The sequence below is a fragment of the Guyparkeria sp. WRN-7 genome, from assembly GCF_001641825.1.
Taxonomy (GTDB): domain Bacteria; phylum Pseudomonadota; class Gammaproteobacteria; order Halothiobacillales; family Halothiobacillaceae; genus Guyparkeria.
The window spans coordinates 42,510-67,401 of record NZ_LRFH01000014.1 but is presented as its reverse complement, the minus strand read 5'-3'; the positions used below and the strand labels follow the sequence as shown (position 1 = coordinate 67,401).

Genomic DNA, 24,892 nt, shown 5'->3' with positions numbered 1-24,892 from the left:
GCACATTCGGGGTCTAATGCCCCACAAGGAATGACCACCGACCAAGGAGGTGTCATGTCACCGCAAGCGAAACTCTTTGCTGGCCTCGGCCTGTGCGGCTGCTCCATTACCCAGACCGTCGAGCTGGTCGCCGACAACGACATCGAGCGCATCTGCGTCGAGCCCAACCCCGGCGTGCTGATGGACGGCTTCGAGTCAGCCGTCTGCGAACTGATCGAGGAGTAGGGCCTGTATACCGAGGTGTACCGGGGCGAGCGCCCGGTTGGCTGCTCCCACTACCTCGAGCACACCGCCAACTGACGCTGGGACATGGCGATGTACCTCTCCTACGCTGATATCCAGGTCTACGACCGCGAGGGTCTTGAGGGGCGTGCGACCTACGATGCGCGCAACGGTGGTGGCCGGATGGACAAGTTCGGGCCGACGCGTAGCAAGATTGAGCCGTTGATTGACGAATTATTCACCGGCGCAGACGGTGTGGCTCATGAATGAGAGGTGAAAAAAACGGTTTAACCCTATTGGAGGAAGCATGGTTTATAGATTTGTTTTTTTTGTAATTGCCCTATTTTCCATTCTGTCAGGTTGTGCCTCAAATAATAATGTCAGTGGTCCTCCAGATCAATACTTCGAGATGGTGGATAAGTCTGGGTTCTATTCTACAAATGCTGAATCCTTCAAGATGCACTGGGAGAAAGTTGACGAGTATTGCATGTCTTTCGTTAGGCAGCGGGGCATGGATGCCGGCTTCCGGTCAATGAGGAGTTTTTACCAGACTTATGCAAACTGCATGGGGGCAAATAACTTCAGGCGGGTGAGTCCTTTTAATTTAGACCGAGTTGTTGAGCATAATAAAGAGAAATATGGATTTTCTTATGTAATACAAAAGCACTGGGGCGGATGAGGTTCGGCCTCGATATTGATTTGGCTGTTTGGTGTTGGTATGACAAAAAACCTGGATGCTGACTTGATGCGCGAGCGTCGAGAGGCGCATATATCTCGGCGTTGGTCTCAGTTGTATCACTTGGAAAAAGAGTGGGGAGAGAGGGCTCTAAAGTACTTGTTCATGACCAACTCGGGCGGGGCTATTGCCACGCTTGGTTTTTTGGGTGCGGCGCCAAACGCTGTGAACATATTTTGGGCTAAGTTGTCATTAACTAGCTTTGCCCTTGGTGTCTTTTTCGTGGGCGTCGCAACAGCCAGAATTTATCATTTCATGGCGAGGTTATTTAGGTCATGGAAAAGCGATGCTCACCTTTACTATTCGGGAAGAAAGGCTTGGGACTCTATGGTTGAAGACGATGAAAAGAGGTCCCAGGGCGGCTTTTCGGACTACGTTTTTCCGTACCTGTCGTTTTTCTTTTTTGTTGCGGGAAGCGCCCTGGGTGCAGTGGGGCTTTTCGGTTAAAGCACGCTAGGAGCTCTGGGAAGGCGGTCGGTCCTTATTTTGACCAACTTTGGTTTCGCACGCTTGATCGGCTGGGCAATCTTGGTTGGGCCTCGTTGCCAAGCGCGCGAGGCCCTTTCTCTTGCTTGCCCAAGAGAAAGGGCCGAAAGAGAAGGGCACCCCTCGCCTGGGCCCTGCGGGCTTCCCTCCCGTCCGGGGTGCCGCGGACGGGCACGGTTCGACGCGACGTCGTGTCGCGGCGGATCTCGGCGCCACGTCCTTGTGGCGCCGTCCCTGCGGCACCCCGGCCGCTCGGCAAGGGCGAAGGGGACTTTCGCGTCTGATGGTTTGTTGCCACGAACAATTGGTTTGGTGCGGCTTAGGGTTGGGCACGCGCCGTTGGCGCGTTTCGCGAGCAGGGCTCGCTCCCAGAGGAGGTTTGTTGTGGGTGCGGCAGCTTGGCTGCGAAAGCCGGTGCATTCAATCAAGTAACCGAAGTGCTTTCTCGCTAAGGGTTCCTCAGTTGGTACTCCTCGGGGCCCCTTGCGCCTTGCCTCGTCTGCGTCGGGTTGCAGGGTCTTGGCGGCATGGACGCCGCCAAGAGGTTCGCCGCGACAGGAGGTCGCGTCGAACCGACCCGTTCGCAACCCGGCGGTGACGAGGGGAGCCCGAAGGGCCAAGGCGCCGGGGTGTCCTTGTCTTTGGGGACTTTCTATTGGACAAGCAATAGAAAGTGCCTCGGGCGTTGGCAGCGCGGCGTGATCGAAATCGCCAAGCGAAACAAACGCCCGAAACCGATCCACTTCTGTCTGAAGGCGTCCTCTCCGCCTTGCCTGAAAACCACCGGATCGCAATCCATTTGCGGCTAGGCCCTGCAGGGGGAAAGGGAGAAACATTCTCGTAAGCCAGCCACTCGTTTGAAGCACGCAGGATGGCAGCCTAGGCTCTAGTCTCGTGTTTTCGCGTCGGGACGGCCCGCGGGCCGACATTCTCGTTACGAGCAAGGTGGGCCAGAGATGACGTTTCCTCCCAGCATGAGGTTCGCGCTGTTTGGTGCCGGGCTGATCGCGATCACTTACGGGCTGGCGCGCTTCGCCTTCGGTCTGTTCGTGCCGCCGATCCGGGCCGATCTGGGCCTGACGCCGGACGTGATCGGTGTGATCGGTGCGCTGCCGTTGATCAGTTTCATATTGGCTTCGTTGGTCGCGCCGATTCTTGCGGTCCGTATGGGGTCCCGTTATACGGCGATGCTCTCCGGGACGTTCGGTGCCAGTGGCCTGCTGGTGATCAGCCAGTCCCCGGATGCGCTGTCCCTCGGCATTGGGGTATTCGCTTGCGGTGTCTCCACCGGCCTGATGATGCCGGCGCTCTCGGGTGCCATGCAGGCGGTGGTGGAGCGCTCGATGCACGGGCGCGTGAGCTCGATCATGAATGCGGGGACCAGCGTGGGTGTGGCGGTTGCCGTGCCCGCCGTGCTGTTCCTGGCCGATGCCTGGCGGTTTGCCTACGGGACCTTTGCCGTCCTGGCCGTCATCGGCATCGTGGCCACGTGGCGCGTGATCCCGTCGGTATCGCGGGTCACGCCATCGGATGCCGCCCCGCCACCGCCGATCACCCGTCTGCAATGGTGGCGCCTCGGGCGGCTGTCGGTGTTCGCCTTTCTGATGGGTTTCGTCTCCGCCGCGTACTGGATCTTCGCGCCTGATCTGTTGGTCACCCTGGGTGAGTTGCCGCCGGGTGCCACGGGCTGGCTGTGGCTGGCGGTGGGTGTTGCCGGCCTCGGGGGCGCCGTGGTCGCCGACCTGGCCGACCGCAACAACCCGCCCATCACCCAGGCCCTGATGCTGATGATGCTGTCGACGAGCCTGGCATTGCTCGCCGCCAGTCCCGACGCGCTGCCGCTCGCGGCATTTTCCGCACTGGTCTTCGGTCTGGCGTACATGAGTCTGACCGGGCTCTACCTGATGACCGGCATCCGCCTGTTGCCCGGGCGTCTGTCGCTGGGCCCGGTGCTGCCGTTCATCGCGGTATCGCTCGGGCAGGCGATCGGCTCGCCCGTTGTTGGCGTGCTGGTCGAGGCATTCGGCTACGCCGACGCGTTCGCCGTTTTCGCGGCAATCGGTGTCGTGGTCGCCATCCTGTCACCCCTGTACCCGCGCACCATCGGCGAAGAGGAGCCCGAGGAGGAAGAGCGCGACACGGGCCTCCAGGCGGCCTACGACAATCAGCTCCGCGACGCGGATGGCAACCCGCTGGACCCGGTCACGGCCGGGGTCAAAGACGCCTAGCCAGGGCAGGGGCCCTGGGGCGGGCAGGCGGCCACGCCTGCCTGTCACCCGGTTAAGGCGGAGGCCGGTGACTCCCCGCGGGTTATCGCAACGCGACGCGATTCCGCCCCTGCCGCTTGGCATCGTACAGGGCGTCGTCGGCGCGCTTGATCAGCGTGTCGGGGGTGTCGCCGACCCGGTAGAGGCTGGCGCCGATGCTGGTGGTTGCCCGTTCGACTTCGCTGAAGCGAGTCGTTTCGATGGCCGCGCGCAGTTTTTCCGCCAGGGCCAGCAGGGCATGCGTCTCGGCATGCGGGGCGATGATGAGGAATTCCTCGCCGCCCCAGCGGCCGAGGATGTCGGTCTGGCGGCAGTTGGCGCGCAGCACCTCGACGAACTCGCGCAGGACGAGATCGCCGGTGCGGTGGCCGAAGCGGTCGTTGATTTCCTTGAACAGGTCGACATCCAGGATGATGACGCCGAAGGCCTCGTCGTAACGCTCCGCCTTGTGGATCGCCTCCTCGAGCACCTGGTCGAGCCGGTGGCGGTTGTATATGCCGGTGAGCTTGTCGGTCACCGCCAGCCGCTCGGCCTGTTGATAGGCGGCTTCGAGTTTTCGTTTCAGGCTGGCCTGCTTGAGATACACGAGCGCTCCGATCAGCAGCACCACGACGAAGAAGCCGACCACTTGCCACAGCAGGGTGTAGTCGACCCGTTCCTGGTAGCGGATGGCTATCCACTTGTTGTTGATGCTGCGCCGCTCTTGTTCGGTGATGCTGGCGACCGCCTTCTCCATGATGCCGTAAAGGACCGGGCGGTCCTCTCGCACGGCCACCCCCAGGTCCCATGACTTGCCGGTGTCGCCGGTGATGCGCAAATCGCCGGTGTATTCGGTCTGCAGCTTGTAGCCGATGGTGGCGAGCGTGCCGATGTAGCCGAACACCTCGCCACTGCGCACCTTGTCGAGCCCGGCGTCGATGTCTTCCACCGCGATCAGGTCAAGTTCGGGGTAATCGTTCTCGAGGAGTTCGGCAAACGCGTACAGCGCCGGGATGGCGATCTTGCGGCCCTGCAGGTCGCCGACGTCGTTGATGAAGGCCACGTCCGCCCGGGTGGCGATCACCAGCGGGGTCTTGATGTAGCTGTCGGTGAAGTCGAGGTATTCCTCCCGCTTGGGGGTGCGCATGGCGAGGCTGAACAGGTCGCATTTGCCCGCTTGCAGATACTCGACCGACTGCGTCCATGTCTCGGTGGTCACCGGGCGGAATTCGGCAGAGAGCGTCTTTTCGAACAGGGCGAAGTAATCCGCGCTGATGCCTTCGTAGTCGCCGTTTTCGTTGAAGCGCTCGAAGGGCATCCAGTTGGGATCGATGCAGATGTCGATCGGGCCTTCCTGTTCCAGGTAGGCGCGCTCCGCTGCAGTCAGGCGGATGCCCGTTGCCGGTTCCAGGTTGCGCACGTCCAGCCACTTGGCCGTCAGGCTTTCCCATTCCTGGGGCGTGACGTCGCTCAATCCCTTCTGGAGAATCGAGTTGAGCGCGGGCTGGCGGGCGTTGCTGCCAAAACGCAGGTCTTCCACGCCCAGACCGGGAAGGTTCAGTTCACCGGCGATGCGGATATTGGTGTAGGCGCGCTGCTTGATGATGTGGTTGATGTTGGAGAGGTTCTGCACCAGCGCGTCGATCTCGCCCACCACCAGGGCCCGTGTCAGCTCCTGATGGGTGTCGAAGCGGACCAGCTCCATCCCGCCTGCCTCGCGCAGATCGCTCTCGTAGAAGATGTCGCGCAGAACTCCCACCTTGAGCCCGGCGAGATCGGCGATGCCGCTGTAGTCACCAAAGTCGTCACGGACGAAGACGAAAATCGGGAGCGTGTAATAAGGCTCGGTGTAGCGCGCGAAGTCCGTGCGCTCCTGTCGATAGGAGATGCTGGCGATCATGTCGACCTCGCCGCGCCTGAATCGCTGTAACGATTCGCTCCAGGTGCCGTACTCCTTGTCGAAGGCGAGCCCGGTGTCCGCGGCGATCAGTTCCAGCAGATCGTGCTCGAAGCCGACGACCTGGCCGTCGCGCACGAAGCTGAACGGCGGGTGGTCGGTCATCATGGCGATGGTGACCGTGGGGTGTCGTTCGAGAAAGGCCTTTTCTTCGGGGGAAAGGGGCGCCGCCTGCAGGCTCGCCGAAAAGAGCAGCAGGGATATCCAGCCAAGCAGCAGGACGTTGTTCATGCGGTGCCCATTTGTCGTTCCGATTGTTCTGTGCGGGGTCGGGGCCGTCCGTCGATAGAGGACGCCAGGGAGATGATACCTGCTTGGTCGCATGTCACCAGTAGCTGGCTAACGTCGAGCAGTCATGGTGGCCGACGAATTCATGCGGGGCGAATCGGTTCAAGGAACCCGATTTGCCATCGCGTTATTTCGGGGACTAGGCTCGCTGGTAACGATCTGAAAACAGGGGGATTAATGTCCCCGCAAGGCAGATCGCCATGGACCAAGCCCGCAAGGAGCACGCTCATGTCCCGTTTTCTCGCTCTTCTTCTCGCCGGCATGGCATCCCCTGCCCTTGCCGGCGGCACCGCCACCATCGAAAGCACCGGGGCGGGTCCGTCCGGCGCCGGAATGAAGCAGGCGATGGAGGTCAGCTGGCAGAACGACAGTACGGTCCGGCTGGATCCCCAGGGGCAGCCGTCCTACATGCTGGTGCGAGAGGATGCCGGCTACAGCATTACCAATGCCGGGGGGCAACTCATGGTGTTGGAGATGTCCTCCATTCAGTCCATGGCGCAGTCGGCCGGGGCGCAAGGCCCGCAGGCGCCTTCCGTGGCGAACGTGGAGTCGGTGGCCAGCATCGAGGCGACCGGTCGGGAGGAAACGGTCGCCGGCATTACCGGCGAGGTCTACGAAATTCACTGGACCGGCCCGGACGGCGAGTCGCACGTCGACGAGGCAGTGCTCTCGGACAACCCGCTGTTGCGGGAGATGAGTGCCGCGTTTGAGGCCTTCGGAACCGTGCTTTCCGGCGACAAGGGTGACCACCCGATGAACGAGGCGCTGGAGTCGCGCGGTCTAGCGACCCTGCGGTTCGGCGACCGCTATCGGGTCAGCTCGCTTTCCGACGAGACGCCGCCGGACAGTCACTTTGAGCTGCCGGCCGAGCCGATGCAGCTGGGCACGGGGTTCGGCCAGTAGTCGGGCTCGGCGTGCTCTCGGCCCCGGGTGGGGCAGTAAGGGACCGATCGTGATCCGTTGGCCAATACCGGCTCGCGGCGATCTTCAAGGACCACAAGGAGGTGACGACCATGTCCGCTCCGCACATCTCGCATTCCGGCGCCCAGGTGCCGACGTCATCCACCCGCCTGGTCGCGCGCCTGTTCGGTGGCCTGATTGCCTTGTTGCTGCTGGCCGCCTCCTGGCCAGCCACGGCGGCCAAGGCGCCCCAGCTGATCCGCTCTCACATCCTCGACCAGATCGAGGTCAAGGTGGAGCCGTTCCACGCCCCGGCGATCGACGAGCTGTTCACGGTGCCGGTATGGACCGTGGCCACCAAGATGGCCAACGGCACCTCGCACCGTTTCATGGCCGTCAAGGACGGCGAGGTGATCCGGGTTCATCGGGGCGGCACGCCCCGGGTGCGCGACGGCTTCGTGCGCCTGTTGCCGGATGACTTCCGGGTGGAATCGCAGGCCGATGCCGAACGCGTGTTCGCCGCGGCCATCGCACTGAATTTCAATCGTGACGGCAAGCCGGAAATCCCGCTCGATGCGATGCGTATCGAGAAGCAGGGCAGCGCGTACTACGCCGTGGACGGCGAGCGCTTCGGCAAGGCGACCGGTTACCGCCTCGATATCGACAAGAAGCGCCGGGTCATGCAGTTCGAGTACAGCTGGAAGCTGCCGGTCGCTCCCCTCAAGGACGAAAGCTGAAACAGGATGTCGTGATGAAATATTGCCAGTCGAATCCAGGCGAGCCTGCCCCTCGTGCCCCGTCACGCGGTGGCGTGGCGGCCGTGATGCTGGCGGGCGCCGTATGTGCTCCGCTCGCGTTAGCCGGCGGCCCGCAGTCGTATCCGGACGGCCACGGCGGCGAGGTGACATTCCCGCTGGGTGATGCCTCGTTCGCCGATGCGGTGGTCCACTATTCCAGCGGTGATCCGCAGCCACGGCCGGGGGCGGCCAACCCGCAATTGGCGCTGGGCGTGCCGGACATCGCCGAACACGACAACGGCGGCTACACCACCCTGGGTTGTGGTGGCGAGTTGGTACTGACCTTCGATGACAATGCCCTGATCGACGTGCCGGGGCCGGACCTGTACGTCTTCGAGATCGGTCCGGATGTCGAGCCCACCGCGATGGCGGTGTCGAACGACGGCGAGCAGTGGACTCGCATCGGTCGCATAACCGGGGGCAAGGCCGAGATCGACCTGGCCCCCTATGTGAGTGGTGATACCGACTTCAGTTACGTGCGCCTGGTCGACCTCAAGACCTCCTGCGGCGGCAAGACGCCGGGCGCGGATATTGATGCCGTGGGCGGCATCGGTTCGGCCCAGCGCATCGCCCTCGACAGTGCGGTGCTGTTCGACAGCGGCGAGTATCAGCTCAAGCCGGCCGCTTCGCAGGCGATCGACGACGTGCTCACCCGGATCGAGAATCGCGGTGCGACCTCGGTGGTGGTCGCCGGTCACACCGATGGCGTGGGCAGCGCCGAGGACAACCAGACGCTGTCGCGCAACCGGGCCGCCGCCGTTGCCGACTACCTGGTCGAGCATGGCGGTTTTTCCGCCAACCGGGTGACGCGCGAGGCGTTTGGCGAGACGCGGCCGATCGCCAGCAACGAGACGCCGGCGGGCCGGGCGAAGAACCGCCGGGTCGAGCTGACGGTGAAGACGCCGCGCAAGGCGAATGGCGAGGGCGCACCCCGCGTCGAGATTCTGGGCATCTGGGATGCCCGCGGTCACGGCATTCTCGAGATGCGCCGCGTCGATGGCGAATTCGAGGGCGACTATTCCTCCGACGGTGGCCGCCTGCTGGGCGAGTTCACCAGCGACACGGTTTTCGAAGGCTACTGGGTCGAGGACAACTCGCGCCGCTCCTGCGACAGCGAAAAGGCCGGCAGTGATCACTGGGGGCCGCTGCGGATCGTGTTCGAGTCGCCCGCTCGCGATGCCTTCAAGGCCAAGTGGCGCTACTGTGGCGAGGACGAGTGGCGCGGGGAGTGGAAGCGAGCCCAACGGATGCTCTAGCGACGAGACGTCCCGCGCCGGGCAGGGCGGCAACGGTCTGGTTGGCGCCCCGGGGCGAGTTGTCCCGCAGCGCCAGCGTCAGACCTGGCCGTACTGACCGGCCGCGCCCACCCAGCGGGCGATCAACGGATTGACGGATTCCGGGAAGCGTTCCAGCAGCTCGTCGGCCAGTTGGCCGGCCTCCTCGAGCTTGCCCTGATCTTCCTGCAGGTCGGCGATCTTGAGCTTGGCGATGCCGGCCTGGCGGGTGCCGAGCACCTCGCCGGGCCCTCGTTGTTCGAGGTCGGCCTCGGCCAGACGAAAGCCGTCCTCGGTCTCGCGCATCAGCCCCAGTCGTGCCCGGGCGCGATCGCTCAACGGCTCGTCGAACAGAAGCACGCAGTGGCTGGCGGTCGCGCCGCGCCCCACCCGTCCGCGCAGCTGGTGCAATTGCGCGAGCCCCATGCGCTCGGCGTTCTCGATGATCATCAGCGAGGCATTGGGCACGTCCACGCCCACCTCGATCACGGTGGTCGCCACCAAGAGGTGGTAGTCGCCCGCCTTGAAGCGGGCCATCTCGCGCTGTTTCTCGGCAGCATTCATCCGCCCGTGCACCATGCCGATGCTCAGGTGCGGCAGCTCCTCACCCAGCATGGCGAAGGTGGACTCGGCCGCCTGCGCCTCGATCTGGCCCTCCTCGATCAGCGGGCAGACCCAGTAGGCCTGCCGGCCTTCCGCGCACACCTGGCTGATGCGCTCGATCACCTCGCCGCGCCGATCGGCACGCACCACCACGGTGGTCACCGGCGTGCGCCCCGGCGGCAGCTCGTCGATGACCGAGACGTCGAGGTCGGCGAACTGCGTCATGGCGAGCGTGCGCGGTATCGGGGTGGCGGTCATGATCAGCTGATGCGGCCGGCGTGCGCCACCTTCCTGGCTTGCGCCCTTGTCGGTCAGCGCCAGCCGTTGATGGACGCCGAAGCGATGCTGCTCGTCGACGATCACCAGCCCCAGCCGGTGGAAATCGACCGACTCCTGGAACAGGGCGTGGGTGCCGATCACGATCTGCGCCCGGCCATCGGCCAGCTGGGCCAGTCCCTCGCGGCGCTGCGCGGCTGACTGCTGGCCGGAGAGCAGCAGCACCGAGAGGTCCAGCGGCTCGAACCACTGGGCGAAGTTGCGCGCGTGCTGCTCGGCGAGCAGTGCGGTCGGCGCCATCAGCGCGACCTGGTAGCCGGCGTCGATCACGTCTAGTGCGGCGGCCGCGGCCACCAGCGTCTTGCCCGAGCCGACGTCACCCTGCACCAGCCGCAGCATCGGCAGTTCCTGGGCCAGGTCTGTCTTGATCTCGCCGATCACCCGCTGCTGCGCGCCGGTGGGGGTGAAGCCCAGGTGGTCGAGGAGTGCATCGAACAGGTGCGCCTGCGGCGGGATCGCCGGGGCGGCCACTTCGCGGGTGACCGCGCGTCGTTGGCGCAGGGCGAGGATGTGGGTGGAAAGCTCCTCGGTGATCAGCCGCTGGAAGGCCGGCTCGCTGCGGGTCGGGACGCCATCGCGGCGCTTAGGGAGGTGGATGCGCTGCAATGCCTTCATCAGCGGTGGCCAGCCGCGCGCCTCGCGGATGGCGGCGGGCAGCGGGTCGCTAAGCTCGCGCACCGCGATCTCGAGGGCGGCTTCCATCAGCTGGCGCAGCTTGGGCTGGGCCACACCCTCGGTGGCCGGGTAGACCGGGCGGATGTGGCCGATTTGGCTCGGCGTGACCAGCTCCGGCTGCGCCATCTCCAGCCCGTGAGGGCCCTGCTGCAACTCGCCAAACAGCAGGTACGTCCGGCCGGCCTGCGGGGTGGGCCCGTAGCGGCCGAAGAACCAGATCGTGAGTGAGGTGGGGCCAGCCGGTCCCTCGCCCACGGCCTGACAGACCAGCCGTGCCTTGCCGCGAAACAGCGGCCGGACCTCGTTGATCCGCACCTCGAACAGGGCCGACTCGCCGACATGTTGCGGCGAAAGCGCCTGTTTTGTGCCACGGTCCTCGTAGCGCAACGGCTGGTGCCAGAGCAGATCCCCGACCGTCTCGATGGACAGTCGTGCGAGTTTTTCGGCGACCTTCGGGCCGACGCCCGGCAGCTCGGCGACCGGTGATGTCAGCCCCGTCGGGCCCTTTCTGGCGCGCTTTGCGCCGGTAGCCCTGCCGGTTGTGCGGTTTTTTTTCGAGGCGGGGGGAGACATGCAGGCCGCGATCCTGTCAAATGCTGTTTTTTGCCGATATACTACGCGCCGTTGCGCTGGCTAAAACGATAAAGATTCTGGAGGACTCTCGTGGCTCAACATACCCCCAAGGTCGACCCGATGTCGAAGCTGGTTGGCTTCGTCTCGGCACTCCTCATGCTGGTCGCCGTGTTCTATCTGGTGAACGCGCTCGTCAATACCGCCGAGGAAAACTCGCTCGTCGGTGAAGTGGTCGAGAATCCGGAAAGCAAAGAAGCCACCAAGACGGCCAAGGCCGAGTCGACCGGCGGGTCGGCCGACCAGGGCGGTGCCGCGGGCGGCTCCGGTGGTGACATTGCCGCCGGCAAGCAGAAGTATGCAAGCTGCGCGGCGTGCCACGGCGCGGACGGCAAGGGTCAGGGCGGCGCCTTCCCGGTACTGACCGGCATCCCGGCCGACGAGGCGGAGAAGAAGCTGACTGCCTACCGCGAGGGTGACCAGGAGTACCTGAAGTCGGTCGGTCTGGGTGACCGTTACGGCACCATGGCGCCGAACGCCTCCGGCCTGTCCGACGAGGACATCGCCGACCTGGCCGCCTACATCGGCGACGCCTTCGGTGGCGGTGCCGGCGGCTCGGCTGCAGCCGGCGGCAATGGCGGCGGTGCCGTTGACGGCGACGTCGCTGCTGGCAAGCAGGCCTACGCTGCCTGTGCCGCCTGTCACGGTGCGGACGGCAAGGGCCAGGGCGGTGCCTTCCCGGTCCTGACCGGCATGGACGCGGCCAAGGTGCAGAAGAAGCTGATCGCTTACCGCGAGGGTGACCAGGAGTACCTGAAGTCGGTTGGCCTGGGTGACCGTTACGGCACCATGGCGCCGAACGCGGCCAACCTGTCTGACGATCAGATCGCCAACCTGTCGGTCTACATCGCCGACGAGTTCGGTGGCACCAACGGCGGTGGCGCATCCGCCGGTGGCGAGCAGGCCAAGGCAGAGAAGAAGCCGGCCGAGCCGGTCATCGTGGGCGAGTCGGTCGTCAAGCACGGCGAGGCCCTGTTCTCCAACTGCGCGATCTGCCATGGCGAGAACGGCGAGGGCGGCGAGCTCTTCAACGCGCCGAAGCTGGCCGGCATGGGCATGGATCAGGCCGCCAGCCTGCTGAAGATCTACCGCAAGGGCCAGGAAATGGGTCCGAACTCCTACGCGATGATCCCGCAGGCCAAGCACCTCACCGACGAGGACATCAAGGGTCTGGCCGCGTACATCGCGACACTGGAAGAAGGCGGCGAGTAAAGCTCGCCCGACGGCCACCTCGCGGTGGCCCGACACAGGCACAGACGCCGGCCCCAGGGCCGGCGTTTTGTTTGCGGGCTGCCTGCTTTCAACGGGGGATTCGCATGTTGTTCGAGGTGAAGGGCCTGCAGGGGCAGCACGTGCCGCCGGTCTCCTTTTCATTGGAGGCCGGCGAGGTGCTGACGGTGCAGGGTGAGTCCGGGGTCGGCAAGAGCCAGTTGCTGCGTGCGCTGGCGGACCTGTCGCCGCATGACGGTGAGGTCTGGCTGGACGGTGCCGAGCAGCAGGCCATGCCGGCGACCGAGTGGCGACGGCAGGTCGGGCTGGTGCCGGCAGAGTCCGGTTGGTGGGCCGATACGGTGGCCGAGCATTTCCCCGGTCGGCCGTCCGATGACTGGTGGGAGCGTCTCAGGTTGCGTGCTGCCTTGTGGGAGTCGCCGGTCGACCGCCTTTCCTCCGGCGAGCGTCAGCGACTGGCCGTACTGCGCGCCCTGGTGTTGATGCCGCGGGTGCTGTTGCTCGACGAGCCCACCGCCAATCTGGATCGCGACAACGCGTCGGCAATGGCCGAGGTGCTGCTGGGCTATGTGCGTGAGCACGGCGCGGCCGCCGTGTGGATCAGCCACAACCCGGAGGAGGTGCGTGCCCACGCGCGTCGCTGGCTGGAGATGAAACCCGAGGGAGGGGTGTTGCATGAATCTGTATAGCCTCACCCCGTTCGATCTGGCGCTGGCGGCCGGACTGGTCCTGGCGCTGGGGGTGGTCCAGGTGCTGCTGGGGCTGGGTCTGTTCCGTACCCTGGCGTTCAACAGCGTGCGGATGGTGCTGCAGCTGCTGCTGGTGGGCGTGATCCTCGAGGCGGTCTTCGATGCCGCCACCCTGCCCTGGATCGCCCTGATCGCGATGGTGATGATGGGGCTGGCGGGTTACGAGGTGGTCGCACGGCAGAAGCGCGCCATCCGCGGCTGGCACGGCTACGGCATTGGTCTCGCGGCGATGAGCGCCACGGCGCTGATCGTGACCGTGCTCGCCCTGACCTTCATGATCGAGACCGACCCCTGGTACACGCCGCAGTACGCCATCCCGCTGCTGGGGATGATCCTCGGCAACACCATGACCGGGATTGGACTGGCGCTGAACAACCTCACCCAGACCGCCTGGCAGAGCCGTCGCGAAATCGAGGCGCGGCTGGTGCTGGGGCACTCGGTGCGCGATGCCACCGCCGAGCTGCGTTCGGACTCGATGCGTGCTGGTCTGATCCCGACCCTCAACATGCTGGCGGCGGCCGGGGTGATCAGCCTGCCGGGGATGATGACCGGCCAGATCCTTGCCGGCTCGCCCCCGATCGAGGCGGTCAAGTACCAGATCCTGATCATGTTCCTGATCGCCGCGGCGACCGGCTTCGGCTCGCTGGTGGCGGTGCAGCTGGGGGCGCGCCGGCTGTTCGATGCCCGTGACCGGCTTCGGCTCGACCGGTTGCGTAGCGGGCGCTGAGCCTCCATCAGGGTCCGCTGTTTCGTCGGGCACAAAAAAGCCCGGACCAATCGGTCCGGGCTTTTTGTTGGGTGCCGGGTCGGCTGCGAGATCAGAGGCTGCCGATGAAGGCGCCCAGGTTCTCGATGTCGCTCTGCGACAGGCCGGCGGCGTTCGGCGCCATGATGGCGTAGTTGGAGCCGCCGATGTTGCCGTCCATTTCCTTCAGAGCGGCCTGATCGCCGTTCTTGTAGTGGGTCAGGGCGGTGGAGATGCGCTCGGCGCTCTTGCCGGCCAGCTTCGGGAACATGCCCTGGCCTTCGGCCTTCATGCCGTGGCAGGACGCGCAGCTCTGCTCGTAGAGCTTCTTGCCGGCGGTGGCGTCGGCAGCCATGGCCTGCATGGAGGCAACGGCCAGACCCGAAGCGAATGCGATCGCGGTCAGTTTTTTCATGGGGAACTCCTGATATCTCGTGTCTTAATTGTCCGAGCTCACTCCTGCTCGGCTGGGGAGTGGATTAGCAGGATCCATGCCATCCGGAAGGGGATCGGGCGCCCTTCATAAACAGATGCTTAGCTGCCCAAGCTCTGACTGATAACTCGTGCGCGAGTTGCATCTTGCAAACTGCAGCGGCAGGTCGCAATCCCGGGGGCGACCGGCGCTGCCGGTGCCTAGCGCCCGTCGATGTAGAAATGATCGTCGAAGGAAATCACCCACTGCGGGATCACCAGTGCCAGCGCGGTCATGATCATGCCGTTGATCACCCCTTCCGGGAATGCCAGCAGCGGCAGGATGCGCAGATAGTTGTTCCAGACGATGTCGGCATCGTAGAGCCCCATGGCCATGACCAGCAGTGCGGTGCCGGTGCCGTGGGCGATTACGCCCAGCACCGCCGAGAGGAACACGCCGATGAACAGGTAGATGAAGAAGTTCGGCGGCATCCAGCGCTGCGAGCCCCGCGTGATGGCGTAGGTGATCAGTGCCGGCAGCAGTGCCGCGAGGACGAAGTGCCAGCCGGCGATCGCCAGGCCGCCGCCGAACGCCAGCGGCAGCACGATGGCGGCGATCAGGCCGGCGATCAGCGTCAGCTCCAGACCGATCACGAGCGTCGCGGTGGCCGCGCCGAGAAAGTGCAGCGTCAGTCCCGGCATCAGCGTGGCCTTGAGCGACCACATGCCGAGCAGGAACAGTCCGGCCAGCCCCACCAGATTGAAACGGGCAGGCTCGGCGCGCAAGGCGGACCAGGGCGCCGCGCGCACCGCCCAGGCCACGCTGACAACTGCGATCAGCCAGCCAATCACGGCAATGGGCAGGGAAACCAGGTGGTTGGGTAGCTGCATGGCGACACCTCGTGTCGATCTCGGTGCGAGGGAAAGCCCAGTGTAGCGACCTTGGGGGGTGGGCGCCGATGATTTATGCTTGCCTCTTTCCGCGATTTCGCGGTCACCACGGACATATCAATCGGGAAGATTGCCCCATGGCTCAAGCCTCGTTCTGGATTCACCTGCACGCCCTGGCGGCCGTGCTGTCGCTGCTCGGTTTCGTCGTGCGCGGCGGCTGGATGCTCGCCGGCTCGTCGATGCTGAAGAAGAAGTGGGTGAAGATCACGCCGCACGTCGTCGATACCGTCCTGCTGGTCAGCGCCCTGGTCGCCGCTTGGCTGCTCTTCTGGAGCAACGGCGTCCACCCGCAGTTCCTGACCGTCAAGATCGTCGGCCTGGTCGTCTACATCGGCCTGGGGCTGGTGGCGATGCGCTTCGGCAAGACCCGCGGCATGCGGGCCAGCGCCTGGATCCTCGCCATCCTGGTGTTCCTGTACATCGCGGCGGTGGGTGTGGCGAACACGCACCCGCAACTGCAGGACGTCCTGCCGGCCATGGTGACCGGCGTATGAGTGCGCAACCGCTGGTTGGCGTGATCATGGGGTCCCAGTCCGACTGGGAGACCATGAGCCATGCCTGCGAGACGCTCGAGGCGCTGGAGATTCCCTTCGAGAAGGAGGTGGTCTCCGCGCACCGCACGCCCGACAAGCTGTTCGACTATGCCGAGTCGGCCGTCGGCCGGGGGCTGAAGATCATCATCGCCGGTGCCGGAGGTGCCGCGCACCTGCCAGGCATGGTGGCGGCCAAGACTCGCCTGCCGGTGTTCGGTGTGCCCGTGCAGTCCAAGGCCCTTTCGGGCATGGATTCGCTGCTGTCGATCGTGCAGATGCCGGCCGGCGTGCCGGTGGGCACGCTCGCGATCGGCCGCTCCGGGGCCATCAATGCCGCGCTGCTGGCCGCCGCGACGCTGGCGAACAACGACGAGGCCCTGGCCGGGCGTCTGGATGCCTGGCGCGAGCGCCAGACCCAGGCGGTGCTCGACAAGCCCGAGCCGGGCGAGGACTGAATCGATGGCTGGCGTCGAGAATCAGTGCGAGGTGCCGCGTGTCGAGGGCCGCACCGGCGAGCCCGCGGGTCTGCACATCGGCGTGATCGGCGGTGGCCAGCTGGGCCAGATGCTGGGTCTGGCCGGGGTGGCCATGGGCCACCGGTTCACCTTTCTCGATCCGGCATTCGAGCCGCCGGCCGCCTCGGTCGGTCGGCACATCCGCGCCGAGTTCGATGACGCCGAGGCGCTCGAACGTCTGGCCGTCGAATGCGACGTGGTCACGCTGGAGTTCGAGAACGTCCCGCAGGCCTCCGCCGAGCGTGTCGCGGCGCGCAACTGCCTGATGCCCGGAACGGCGGCGCTGGCCGTTGCCCAGGACCGACTCGAGGAGAAACAGTTCTTCGAAGGGCTGGGTCTGACGGTTGCCCCTTGGGTGCAGGTCGACTCGGTGCGCGACATCGTCCAGGGCGTGGCGCATCTCGGTGGTGCCTCGATCCTCAAGACGCGGCGTTTCGGCTACGACGGCAAGGGTCAGGTGCGCCTGGCCGACCCGGCCCACGCCGCCCACGAGGGCGGGCCGGGCAATCCCGGCGAGGCCGCTTCCGCCTGGGAGGCCATCGGCGGGGTGCCGGCGGTACTGGAGAAGATGCAGTCGTTCGAACGCGAGGTCTCGATCGTTGCCGTGCGCAGTCGCAGCGGCGAGCAGCGCGTCTACCCGCTGGTCACCAACGTCCATCGCCACGGCATTCTCTGGCAGACCACCGCCCACCGGGGTGACCCGCTGCAGGCAGAGGCCGAACGCGCGGCCGGTCTGGTGCTGGAGAAGCTCGACTATGTCGGCGCACTGACGATCGAGTTCTTCGTCGTCGATGGCCGGCTGGTGATCAACGAGATGGCGCCGCGCGTGCACAACAGCGGCCACTGGAGCCTGGGCGGGGCGCGCACCTCGCAGTTCGAGAACCACCTCCGCGCGCTGCTGGGGTGGCCTCTGGGCGATACCGACCCGCTGGGCGAGGTCGCCATGCTCAACCTGGTCGGCCGTCTGCCCGACCCGATGGCCGTGATGGCCGTGCCGGGTACCAGCTGGCACGATTACGGCAAGACACCGCGACCGGGGCGCAAGCTCGGCCACGTGACCGTCACCGCCCCGGACGACACCGCGCTCGAATCGCGGCTCGACCGGCTACGCGGCCTGATCACGCCGCCCGGCGACTAAGCCGCTCTCACCGTCGAGGGAAGGAATCATGCCCGACGTCACCGGAAGGAATCCCCGCCTGCTGGCCTGGCCGCTGGGCCTGATCGCGCTGATGGGCGTGGTCATGCCGGGTTCCGCCGCCAAGGTCTATCAGTACACCAACAGCGCCGGCGAGACGGTGTTCACCGACGAGCCGGTTGCCGGCGCGAAGGTGCACGAGGTCGAGTCGGCGCCGGTCATCCCCATGGAGCCGGTCGAACTGCCGGAACCGGGCTCGCCGGAGTCGTCGCAGACGACGCCGGACCCCTCGTCCGGCACATCGGCGGACACGCCCTCCGGGGCAGCGGCCGAGCCGTCCCCGTCGCCGGACGCGTCCAGCGAGCCGGCTCCGTATCAGCACCTGGCGATCACCGAGCCGGTCGACGGCGAGGTCGCCAGCCGTCCCCACGGCAGCATCACGATCGAGCTTGCGATCCAGCCCGGGCTGCAGCGCGACGACCGGGTGTTCATCCTGGTCGACGGTCGGCCGCGGGTGCAGGAGTCCACCGGGCGGCGTCACCTGGTCAACGGTCTCGCTTCCGGTCGACATGAGCTGGTGGCCCAGATTCGCCGCAATGGTGACGTGCTCCTTGAGAGTGCTCCGGTGCGTTTCCAGCTGATCACGCCTGCACAATAAGGGAGCGGTGGACTATCTTGATGCACTGATAGGGTGCATTTGGCACATTCCTCTAAGCGGAGTCTCTTTCTGGAGTCTCGTTGAACCGCTGTGGGGCGCGTTTTCCCGGTTTTTGCGCCGTGCCGTCCGGCCGGGCACGCTAATTGCACCAAAAACAGCCACCCGCCCGGCAGGAGCGCCCTGCCGGCCGCCCTAGTCCGGTGGAGCAGTGCATGAAGCCCAGAACCGAGCCGCGCCTTGCCGATACCCTCAACACCGCGATCGTGGTGCTCGACGAGCGTAACCGGCCGATCTATCTCAATTCGGCCGCCGAGCAGTTTCTGGGCACCAGTTACACGGCGGCGCTGAAGTCCGGTTTCGACGCGGTCTTCGAGGCCAATTCGCTGCTGGTCGACACCATCCGCGAAGCGCTTTCCACCAGCCAGGTGATGACGCTGCGCGAGGTGGAGCTGGTGCTCGCCCACGAGCTGGTCCGGGTCGCCGACTGCGCGATCACGCCGCGCCCCGAGTACCCCGGTGCGCGGGTGATGCTGGAGCTCAACGACATCGAGCGCCACCTGCGCATCTCCCGCGATGCGCGCATCAATTCCCTGCAGATGACCACCCGGCAGATGATGCGCGGGCTGGCTCACGAGCTGAAGAACCCGCTCGGTGGCGTGCGCGGGGCCGCCCAGCTGCTCGAGCGCGAGCTGCCCGACGACCGGCTCACCGAGTACACCCGCATCATCCTGCAGGAGACCGACCGGCTGCGCGGGCTGATCGATCGGATGCTGGGGCCCATCGACAAGCCGAACTTCGAGTGGGTCAACGTCCACGAACCCCTCGAGCAGGTGCGCCAGCTGCTGCGCATCGAGGCCGGCGACAAGCCGCTCGACTGGAAGCTCGACTACGATCCCAGCCTGCCGGACGTCTGGGCCGATCGCGACCAGCTGGTGCAGGTGCTGCTCAATCTCGCCCGCAATGCCGTTCAGGCCATGCGCGAGGGCGAGACCCCCAACCCCAGACTGACCTTTCGCACCCGGGTGCTGCGTCAGTTCACCGTCCACGGCAAGCGCCACCGCCTGGCAGTGCGCATCGATGTCGAGGACAACGGCCCGGGCGTGCCCAAGGAACTGGTGGAGACCCTATTCCTGCCCATGGTCAGCGGCCGGCCCGGTGGCAGCGGCCTGGGGCTGTCGCTGGCGCAGACCATCGCCGAACGCCATCAGGGCATGATCGAGTTCGTGCCCATGCGCCGTGTGACCCGTTTCTCCCTGATCCTGCCGATCCATCCGGACGATCCGCCGGGCGGGTTGTCATCCGATTTTTCGAACGAGTAGACCTGACATGCAATCCCCTGCCGACAAGCCGACAGCCCCACGCCTGTGGGTGATCGATGACGACCAGGCCATTCGCTGGGTCCTGGAACGTGCCCTGGCCACTACCGATTTCGCCGTGGAGTCCTTCGACGAGGTGGCCGGTGCCCAGGCCCGTCTCGACCGTGGCGACGCGCCCGATGTGATCTTCTCCGACATCCGCATGCCGGGCGAGGACGGGCTGAGTTTCCTTACCCGTCTGGCCGACGAACACCCGGAGATCCCGGTGGTGATCATGACGGCTCATTCCGATCTGGAGAGTGCGGTCGGCGCGTTCGAGAAGGGCGCCTTCGACTATCTCGCCAAGCCGTTCGACATCGACGAGGCCGTGCGGTTGGCCGAGCGCGCCTACGACGCCTCCCGCGAGCGGGCACAGAAGGCGGCCGTGCCAGAGGAGGCCGAATCCGGCTCCGAGCTGATCGGCAACGCCCCGGCCATGCAGGAGATCTTCCGTGCCATCGGCCGGCTGGCGCGCTCGTCGGTGACCGTGCTGATCAACGGCGAGTCCGGTACCGGCAAGGAACTGGTCGCCCGCGCCCTGCACCGGCACAGCCAGCGCCGCGACGGACCGTTCGTCGCCCTCAATACCGCGGCGATTCCCAAGGACCTGCTGGAATCCGAGCTGTTCGGCCACGAGAAGGGAGCCTTCACCGGCGCGGCCACGCAGCGTCGCGGCCGCTTCGAGCAGGCCCAGGGCGGCACGCTGTTCCTCGACGAGATCGGCGACATGCCGCTCGAGTTGCAGACCCGCCTGCTGCGGGTGCTCTCGGACGGGCATTTCTACCGTGTCGGCGGCACCTCGCTGATCCAGAGCGACGTGCGCGTGATCGCCGCGACCCACCAGCGGCTCGAGGACCTGGTCAAGGATGGGCGGTTCCGCGAGGATCTCTATCACCGCCTCAACGTCATCCGCCTCAAGCTGCCCTCCCTGCGCGAGCGGGTCGAGGACATCCCGCAGTTGATGCGGTTCTTCCTCGCCCGCGCCGCCGAGGAGCTGGGTGTGCCGGTCAAGGCACTCACCCGGGCGGCCGAGGCGCGCCTCTCCGAGTACCCCTGGCCGGGCAACGTCCGCGAGCTGGAGAACATCGCCCGCTGGCTGACGGTGATGGCCCCGGGCAACGAGATCGGCCTCGACGACCTGCCCGATACGGTCCGTCAGGGCACGGCTGGCGAGGCCGGCGGCGAGGGCGACGACCAGTTGCTGTCGCGCTGGACCAGCGATCTGTCGCGTTGGGCCGAGGCACGGCTGAAGGCCGGTGACGAGGACCTGCTCGCCACCGCCGGCCCGGCCTTCGAGCGCACCCTGCTGCAGGCGGCGCTCGCCTACACCGGCGGCCACAAGCAGAAGGCCGCGGCCCTGATCGGCTGGGGGCGCAACACCGTGACCCGCAAGCTCAAGGAGCTGGGCGAACACTGACGCGGTTGCCCGCCTCCTGTCACAAGATTTGGCCCGACCCGGTGCTATGCTCGCCGGCAGGCTAACCAGAGGCAGGAGCAGGGAGTCGCATGGCCCAGACGGTCGCGCTGTATTCAGTCAAGGGCGGGGTGGGCAAGACCGCCTCGACGGTCAATCTCGCCGCGCTGTCGGCGGCCGCCGGTCGGCGGGTGCTGGTCTGGGATCTCGACCCGCAACGTGCCGCCTCGTGGTACCTGCAGGCCGAGCCCACTGCCGAGCGGCCGGTGAAGAAACTCCTCAAGGCCAAGGGCATTGCCAAGGCCGTTCGTCCCACCATTCATAACCATCTCTGGATCCTGCCGGCGTTGCCCGGACAGCAGGCGATCGAGCACCACCTGGCCGACAAGAAGGATGCCGGCTACCGGCTCGCCAAGCTGCTCGACCCGCTGGCCGAGCAGTTCGAGGAGATCTGGATCGACGCCCCGCCCGGACTGTCGCTGCTGGCGGACAACGTCCTGCGCGCCGCCGATCTGGTGCTGGTGCCGATGGTGCCCACGCATCTCTCCGAACGCACCTGGTACCAGCTCAAGCAGCACCTGGCCGAGCGCAAGATCCACCCGGAACGATTGCATGCGTACCTCGGACTGGTGGATCGCCGCCGGCGCATGCATCGAGAGTTCGGCGAACGCCATCGCCACGACATCCCCGAACTGCTGGAAACGGAAATCCCCTACGCCTCGGTGATCGAGCGCATGGGCGAGGACCAGCAGCCCAGCGTCTACCGCGAGCCGCGCCATCCGGCCAATCAGGCCTACCGCGCGCTGTGGGAGGAGATCGACGCGCTGTTTGCCTGAGCCGTTGCGGCGCTAGCGGCGTAGCGCCCTTGCCGGCGGTACCCGCGTCATGCGGCGAGCGAGCAGCGGCGTGACCAGCGCGGCGAGCAGCAGCCCGGCACCCAGTCCCCAGGGCAGCAGCGCCGGATTGAGCGCCAGCGGCAGGTCGAACACCCGCGCCGAGAGCGTGGCGCCGACGGTCATGGCAGCGACGGCCGCCAGCAGTCCCACCAGCAGCCCCAGGGCGAGGAATTCGATCCACAGCGCGGCGATCACCTTGCCGCGACTCGCGCCCATCACCCGCAGGACGGCGGCGTCATGAATGCGTTGGCGCTCGCTCGCGCCGAAGGCGGCCAGCAGCACCACCAGTCCTGCGGCCAGCGTGAAGGCGAACACGTACTCCACCGCCTGGCTGGCGCGATCGATCAGCGTGCGTACCTCGTCGAGGATCCGCGAGACGTCGAACAGCGTCACCGTCGGGAACTCGCGCAACAGGTCGACTTGCGTCTGCGGCGCCCCGTCGGGGAAATGGAAGCTGGTGATGTACTGCGCGGCGACCCCGTCCATCAGCGACGGGCTGGCGATAACGAAGAAGTTCGGCCGCATCGAATCCCAGTCGACCGCGCGGAGCGAGGTGATCGCGCCGCTCACCTCGCGGCCGTCGACGGTGAAGGTCAGCCGGTCGCCCAGCGACCAGCCGAGCGTCTCGGCGATGCCTTCCTCCACGGAGAAGCCCTCCGCGTCCAGGTCACCGGCAACCACGCGGTTGTGGGCGGCCGCCTCCGCGCCCACGGAGAGATTGAACTCGCGGGTCGCCAGCCGGTGGGCGCGGCCCTCGTAGCGCGCCTTGTCGACCGGCGCGTCGTCCATCTGCGTCCAGCGGGCGCGCACCATCGGGTAGAAACCCGCGTTCTCGATCCCGGCGCGGTCGAGGAAGGCGCGCATGCCGTCCACCTGTTGCGGCTGGATGTTGATGGCGAAGATGTTGGGCGCATCGGCCGGGATCTGGCGCTCCCAGGCGTCGATCAGGTCCGAACGGACCACCGAGAGCAACAGCACGGCGGTCACGCCCAGCGCTAGGGCGGCGATCTGCGTGGCGGAAGACCAGCGGGCGCGGGCCATGCGCGCCAGCCCGAAGCGGGCGACGCCCCGCGCCGGCCAGCGGCGCAGCATCGTCACCAGCAGCCAGGCCACGGCGAGAAAGACCAGCAGGCTGGCCCCCAGTCCGACCAGCACCCACAGGGTCAGCGCGGCATCGCGGGCCTGGAACCAGACCAGCAGCGTGATCGCGCCCAGCCCCGCGCCGAACAGCAGGGTCGCGGCGGGGCTGGGTGCGACTGCATGTTCGACCAGCACCCGCAGGGGCGGGGTGTGCTTGAGCTGTACCAGGCTCGGCAGGGCGAAACCGAACAGGGCGACCAGGGCAACGGCCAGCCCCAGCGCCACCGGGCTCAGGCTGGGCGGCGGCAGGTCGACGTCCAGCACTTGGGCCATCAGGTCGGCGAGCAGCAGCTGGGTGAGCGCCCCGATCATGATGCCCGGGATGGCCGCCAGCAGCGCCAGCATCAGCAGGCGCCAGCGATAGATCGCCCCGATCTGCTTCGATGAGGCGCCCATGGCACGCATCAGGGCCGCCGCTCCCTGCTGGACGCGGTTGTAGTGCCGCGCGGCGATCACCAGGGCGGCACCGGCGAGCAGCACGGCGACTACCGAGGCGAGACCGAGAAAGCGCGCGGCACGGTCGAAGGCGGTCTCGAAGGCGGGTTGGCTCGATTCGGGGCGCTCGATCCGCAGTCGGTCCGGTAGCCGGTCGGCGAAGGCGTCCAGCCGGGCATCGCGGTCGCCGGCATCGCTCGCCAGCAGCAGCGCATACTCGACGCGGCTGGTATCGGTCACCAGCCCCGTGGCGGCCAGGTCGTCGCGGTGGATCATCAGCCGTGGCGCGGCCTGGGCGAAGATGTTGCCGACGTCCGGCTCGCGTTCGAGCACGGCGGCAATCTCGAGGCTCGTCTGTCCCACCGCGATGGACTCGCCGATCGCCGTGTCCAGCGAGAGCAGGGCGCGGCGGGCGATCCAGACCTGCCCCGGGGATGGTCCGTGGTCGACCGTGTTTACCGCCCCGCCGTCGTCGATGCGCAGGTCGCCACGCAGCGGATAGGCGCCGTCGACCGCCTTGAGGCCGACCAGTTGGCTCTGCTGCCCGGCGAGCACCACGGTGGGGAAAGTGACGTGCTGGCTGGTGAGTAGCCCCAGATCCTGGGCCGTCGCGGCCCACTCGTCGAGCGGATCGGGTGACTCCACCCGGGCGTCGGCGGCGAGGAACTGGGCGGCCTGCGCGCGCATCGCCCCGTCGACGCGGTCGACGAAGAAACCCACCGCCGTCACCGCCGAGACGGCCACCAGCAGGGCGAGAAGCATCGGGGTGAGCAGCCCGCTCTGTACCTCGCGGACCAGTCCCTGCCAGGCCAGTCGGATGTTGGTCGCTGTGCCGGGCGTCATGTCGCGCCTCGCAGGGCGTCCGGGTCCGGCTGCCAGTCGCTTACCCGGCCGGCGTTGACCTCGAAGCCCCGATCGCAGCGGGCAGCCAGGGCCGGGTCGTGGGTGACCAGCATCAGCGTGGTGCGGTGGCGTTCGCGCAGGCGGAAGAGCAGGTCGATGACGTGCTCGCCGGTGGCGGTGTCCAGCGAGCCGGTGGGCTCGTCGGCGAACAGGATGTCCGGCTCGATGACGAAGGCGCGCGCCAGTGCCACCCGCTGCTGCTCGCCACCGGATAGCTGGCGGGGCATGTGGGCCAGCCGCTCGCCCAGCCCGACCTCGACCAGCGCCTCGCGGGCCCGCGCCTCGGCGCCGCGCTCACCGGCCAGTTCCAGCGGCAGGGCGACGTTTTCCAGCGCGTTGAGCCCATCGATCAGCTGGAAGGACTGGAAGACGAAACCCACCCGGCCGGCGCGCACCGCGGCACGGCCGTCTTCGTCCAGGTTCTCCAGCGGCTCGCCCGCCAGCCGGATCCGCCCGGCACTGGGCGTGTCCAGCCCGGCCATCAGGGCCAGCAGCGTCGACTTGCCCGCCCCCGACGGGCCGACCAGCGCGACGGCCTCGCCGGGGAAGATTTGCAGTGAGGCCTCATGCACAATGGTGAGCGGTTCGGGCGTGCGCACGGTCTGCGTCACGCCCTCGACGGTCAGGATCGGCTGGCTGTCGTCGCGGGGAGTTTTCGAAGAGGACATGGGA

Annotated in this window: 24 protein-coding genes; 18 read left to right on the top strand and 6 right to left on the bottom strand. The window is 66.5% G+C overall.

What is annotated here, in order from left to right; all coding sequences use genetic code 11:
- The first annotated feature begins 54 nt into the window (after nt 1-54).
- The 5 genes from AWR35_RS10905 to AWR35_RS04870 all read left to right on the top strand — a co-directional run bounded on the left by AWR35_RS10905 (nt 55) and on the right by AWR35_RS04870 (nt 3,672).
- Nucleotides 55-225: a hypothetical protein gene (locus AWR35_RS10905; protein WP_231723559.1), complete on the top strand. Its 171-nt coding sequence runs from the start codon at nt 55-57 to the stop codon at nt 223-225.
- Between the two features lie 84 nt (nt 226-309).
- The gene (locus tag AWR35_RS10900) at nt 310-492 is read left to right on the top strand and encodes a hypothetical protein (RefSeq protein WP_058574830.1); all 183 of its coding nucleotides are present in this window, start codon (nt 310-312) and stop codon (nt 490-492) included.
- A 37-nt stretch (nt 493-529) separates the two neighbouring features.
- Nucleotides 530-901: a hypothetical protein gene (locus AWR35_RS10740; RefSeq protein WP_156413937.1), complete on the top strand. Its 372-nt coding sequence runs from the start codon at nt 530-532 to the stop codon at nt 899-901.
- Between the two features lie 39 nt (nt 902-940).
- Nucleotides 941-1,405 (top strand): hypothetical protein, encoded by a 465-nt coding sequence (locus AWR35_RS04875; protein ID WP_058574829.1) that lies wholly within the window; start codon nt 941-943, stop codon nt 1,403-1,405.
- Between the two features lie 1,013 nt (nt 1,406-2,418).
- Nucleotides 2,419-3,672 carry an MFS transporter gene (locus AWR35_RS04870; protein WP_231723558.1) on the top strand — a complete coding sequence of 418 codons (1,254 nt, stop codon included), beginning with the start codon at nt 2,419-2,421 and terminating at the stop codon, nt 3,670-3,672.
- Nucleotides 3,673-3,754: 82 nt separating this feature from the next.
- On the opposite strand, the gene AWR35_RS04865 is transcribed toward AWR35_RS04870, so the two are convergent.
- The gene (locus AWR35_RS04865) at nt 3,755-5,878 is read right to left on the bottom strand and encodes a transporter substrate-binding domain-containing protein (RefSeq protein ID WP_058574827.1); all 2,124 of its coding nucleotides are present in this window, start codon (nt 5,876-5,878) and stop codon (nt 3,755-3,757) included.
- 285 nt (nt 5,879-6,163) lie between these two features.
- Between AWR35_RS04865 and AWR35_RS04860 the strand changes: the two genes are divergently transcribed.
- The 3 genes from AWR35_RS04860 (at nt 6,164) to AWR35_RS04850 (ending at nt 8,888) form a co-directional block, all read left to right on the top strand.
- Nucleotides 6,164-6,838 (top strand): hypothetical protein, encoded by a 675-nt coding sequence (locus AWR35_RS04860; protein WP_058574826.1) that lies wholly within the window; start codon nt 6,164-6,166, stop codon nt 6,836-6,838.
- A gap of 110 nt (nt 6,839-6,948) precedes the next feature.
- Nucleotides 6,949-7,572, top strand: a complete 624-nt coding sequence (locus AWR35_RS04855) for a hypothetical protein (RefSeq protein WP_058574825.1) — start codon at nt 6,949-6,951, stop codon at nt 7,570-7,572.
- A 14-nt stretch (nt 7,573-7,586) separates the two neighbouring features.
- Nucleotides 7,587-8,888 carry an OmpA family protein gene (locus AWR35_RS04850; protein ID WP_082663917.1) on the top strand — a complete coding sequence of 434 codons (1,302 nt, stop codon included), beginning with the start codon at nt 7,587-7,589 and terminating at the stop codon, nt 8,886-8,888.
- A 78-nt stretch (nt 8,889-8,966) separates the two neighbouring features.
- Here the strand turns inward: AWR35_RS04850 and recG are convergent, their stop codons facing one another.
- Entirely contained in the window at nt 8,967-11,093 is a 2,127-nt protein-coding gene (gene recG / locus AWR35_RS04845) for an ATP-dependent DNA helicase RecG (RefSeq protein WP_082663916.1), read from the bottom strand.
- Between the two features lie 90 nt (nt 11,094-11,183).
- Between recG and AWR35_RS04840 the strand changes: the two genes are divergently transcribed.
- The 3 genes from AWR35_RS04840 to fetB all read left to right on the top strand — a co-directional run bounded on the left by AWR35_RS04840 (nt 11,184) and on the right by fetB (nt 13,856).
- Nucleotides 11,184-12,362: a c-type cytochrome gene (locus AWR35_RS04840; protein ID WP_156413936.1), complete on the top strand. Its 1,179-nt coding sequence runs from the start codon at nt 11,184-11,186 to the stop codon at nt 12,360-12,362.
- A 104-nt stretch (nt 12,363-12,466) separates the two neighbouring features.
- Complete coding sequence (locus AWR35_RS04835) at nt 12,467-13,069, top strand: ATP-binding cassette domain-containing protein (protein ID WP_058574822.1); 603 nt, start codon at nt 12,467-12,469, stop codon at nt 13,067-13,069.
- Complete coding sequence (gene fetB / locus AWR35_RS04830) at nt 13,056-13,856, top strand: iron export ABC transporter permease subunit FetB (protein WP_058574821.1); 801 nt, start codon at nt 13,056-13,058, stop codon at nt 13,854-13,856. The genes AWR35_RS04835 and fetB overlap by 14 nt, the downstream gene beginning before the upstream one ends.
- Nucleotides 13,857-13,947: 91 nt before the next feature.
- On the opposite strand, the gene AWR35_RS04825 is transcribed toward fetB, so the two are convergent.
- A complete protein-coding gene (locus AWR35_RS04825) occupies nt 13,948-14,289 on the bottom strand; it encodes a c-type cytochrome (RefSeq protein ID WP_058574820.1) in 342 nt (113 codons plus the stop codon).
- A gap of 218 nt (nt 14,290-14,507) precedes the next feature.
- On the bottom strand, nt 14,508-15,176 hold the full coding sequence (locus AWR35_RS04820) for an energy-coupling factor ABC transporter permease (RefSeq protein WP_058574819.1): 669 nt from the start codon (nt 15,174-15,176) through the stop codon (nt 14,508-14,510).
- 137 nt (nt 15,177-15,313) lie between these two features.
- On the opposite strand from AWR35_RS04820, the gene AWR35_RS04815 reads away from it, so the two are divergent.
- The 7 genes from AWR35_RS04815 (at nt 15,314) to AWR35_RS04785 (ending at nt 21,682) form a co-directional block, all read left to right on the top strand.
- Nucleotides 15,314-15,730, top strand: coding sequence for a SirB2 family protein (locus tag AWR35_RS04815; RefSeq protein WP_058574818.1), 417 nt, complete (start codon nt 15,314-15,316; stop codon nt 15,728-15,730).
- Nucleotides 15,727-16,224 carry a 5-(carboxyamino)imidazole ribonucleotide mutase gene (purE, locus tag AWR35_RS04810; RefSeq protein WP_058574817.1) on the top strand — a complete coding sequence of 166 codons (498 nt, stop codon included), beginning with the start codon at nt 15,727-15,729 and terminating at the stop codon, nt 16,222-16,224. The genes AWR35_RS04815 and purE overlap by 4 nt, the downstream gene beginning before the upstream one ends.
- 4 nt (nt 16,225-16,228) lie before the next feature.
- Nucleotides 16,229-17,422, top strand: a complete 1,194-nt coding sequence (locus tag AWR35_RS04805; protein WP_197408134.1) for a 5-(carboxyamino)imidazole ribonucleotide synthase — start codon at nt 16,229-16,231, stop codon at nt 17,420-17,422.
- Between the two features lie 28 nt (nt 17,423-17,450).
- Nucleotides 17,451-18,077 carry a DUF4124 domain-containing protein gene (locus AWR35_RS04800; protein WP_058574816.1) on the top strand — a complete coding sequence of 209 codons (627 nt, stop codon included), beginning with the start codon at nt 17,451-17,453 and terminating at the stop codon, nt 18,075-18,077.
- 212 nt (nt 18,078-18,289) lie between these two features.
- A complete protein-coding gene (gene glnL / locus AWR35_RS04795) occupies nt 18,290-19,396 on the top strand; it encodes a nitrogen regulation protein NR(II) (RefSeq protein ID WP_058574815.1) in 1,107 nt (368 codons plus the stop codon).
- A gap of 7 nt (nt 19,397-19,403) precedes the next feature.
- Entirely contained in the window at nt 19,404-20,849 is a 1,446-nt protein-coding gene (gene ntrC, locus AWR35_RS04790) for a nitrogen regulation protein NR(I) (protein WP_058574814.1), read from the top strand.
- Nucleotides 20,850-20,938: 89 nt separating this feature from the next.
- Nucleotides 20,939-21,682 carry a ParA family protein gene (locus tag AWR35_RS04785; protein WP_058574813.1) on the top strand — a complete coding sequence of 248 codons (744 nt, stop codon included), beginning with the start codon at nt 20,939-20,941 and terminating at the stop codon, nt 21,680-21,682.
- Nucleotides 21,683-21,694: 12 nt separating this feature from the next.
- Here AWR35_RS04785 and AWR35_RS04780 read toward each other — a convergent pair whose 3' ends face one another.
- Together AWR35_RS04780 and AWR35_RS04775 are read right to left on the bottom strand one after the other, a co-directional pair.
- Entirely contained in the window at nt 21,695-24,160 is a 2,466-nt protein-coding gene (locus tag AWR35_RS04780; protein WP_058574812.1) for an FtsX-like permease family protein, read from the bottom strand.
- Nucleotides 24,157-24,888 (bottom strand): ATP-binding cassette domain-containing protein, encoded by a 732-nt coding sequence (locus tag AWR35_RS04775; RefSeq protein WP_058574811.1) that lies wholly within the window; start codon nt 24,886-24,888, stop codon nt 24,157-24,159. The genes AWR35_RS04780 and AWR35_RS04775 overlap by 4 nt, the downstream gene beginning before the upstream one ends.
- Between the last annotated feature and the right edge of the window lie 4 nt (nt 24,889-24,892).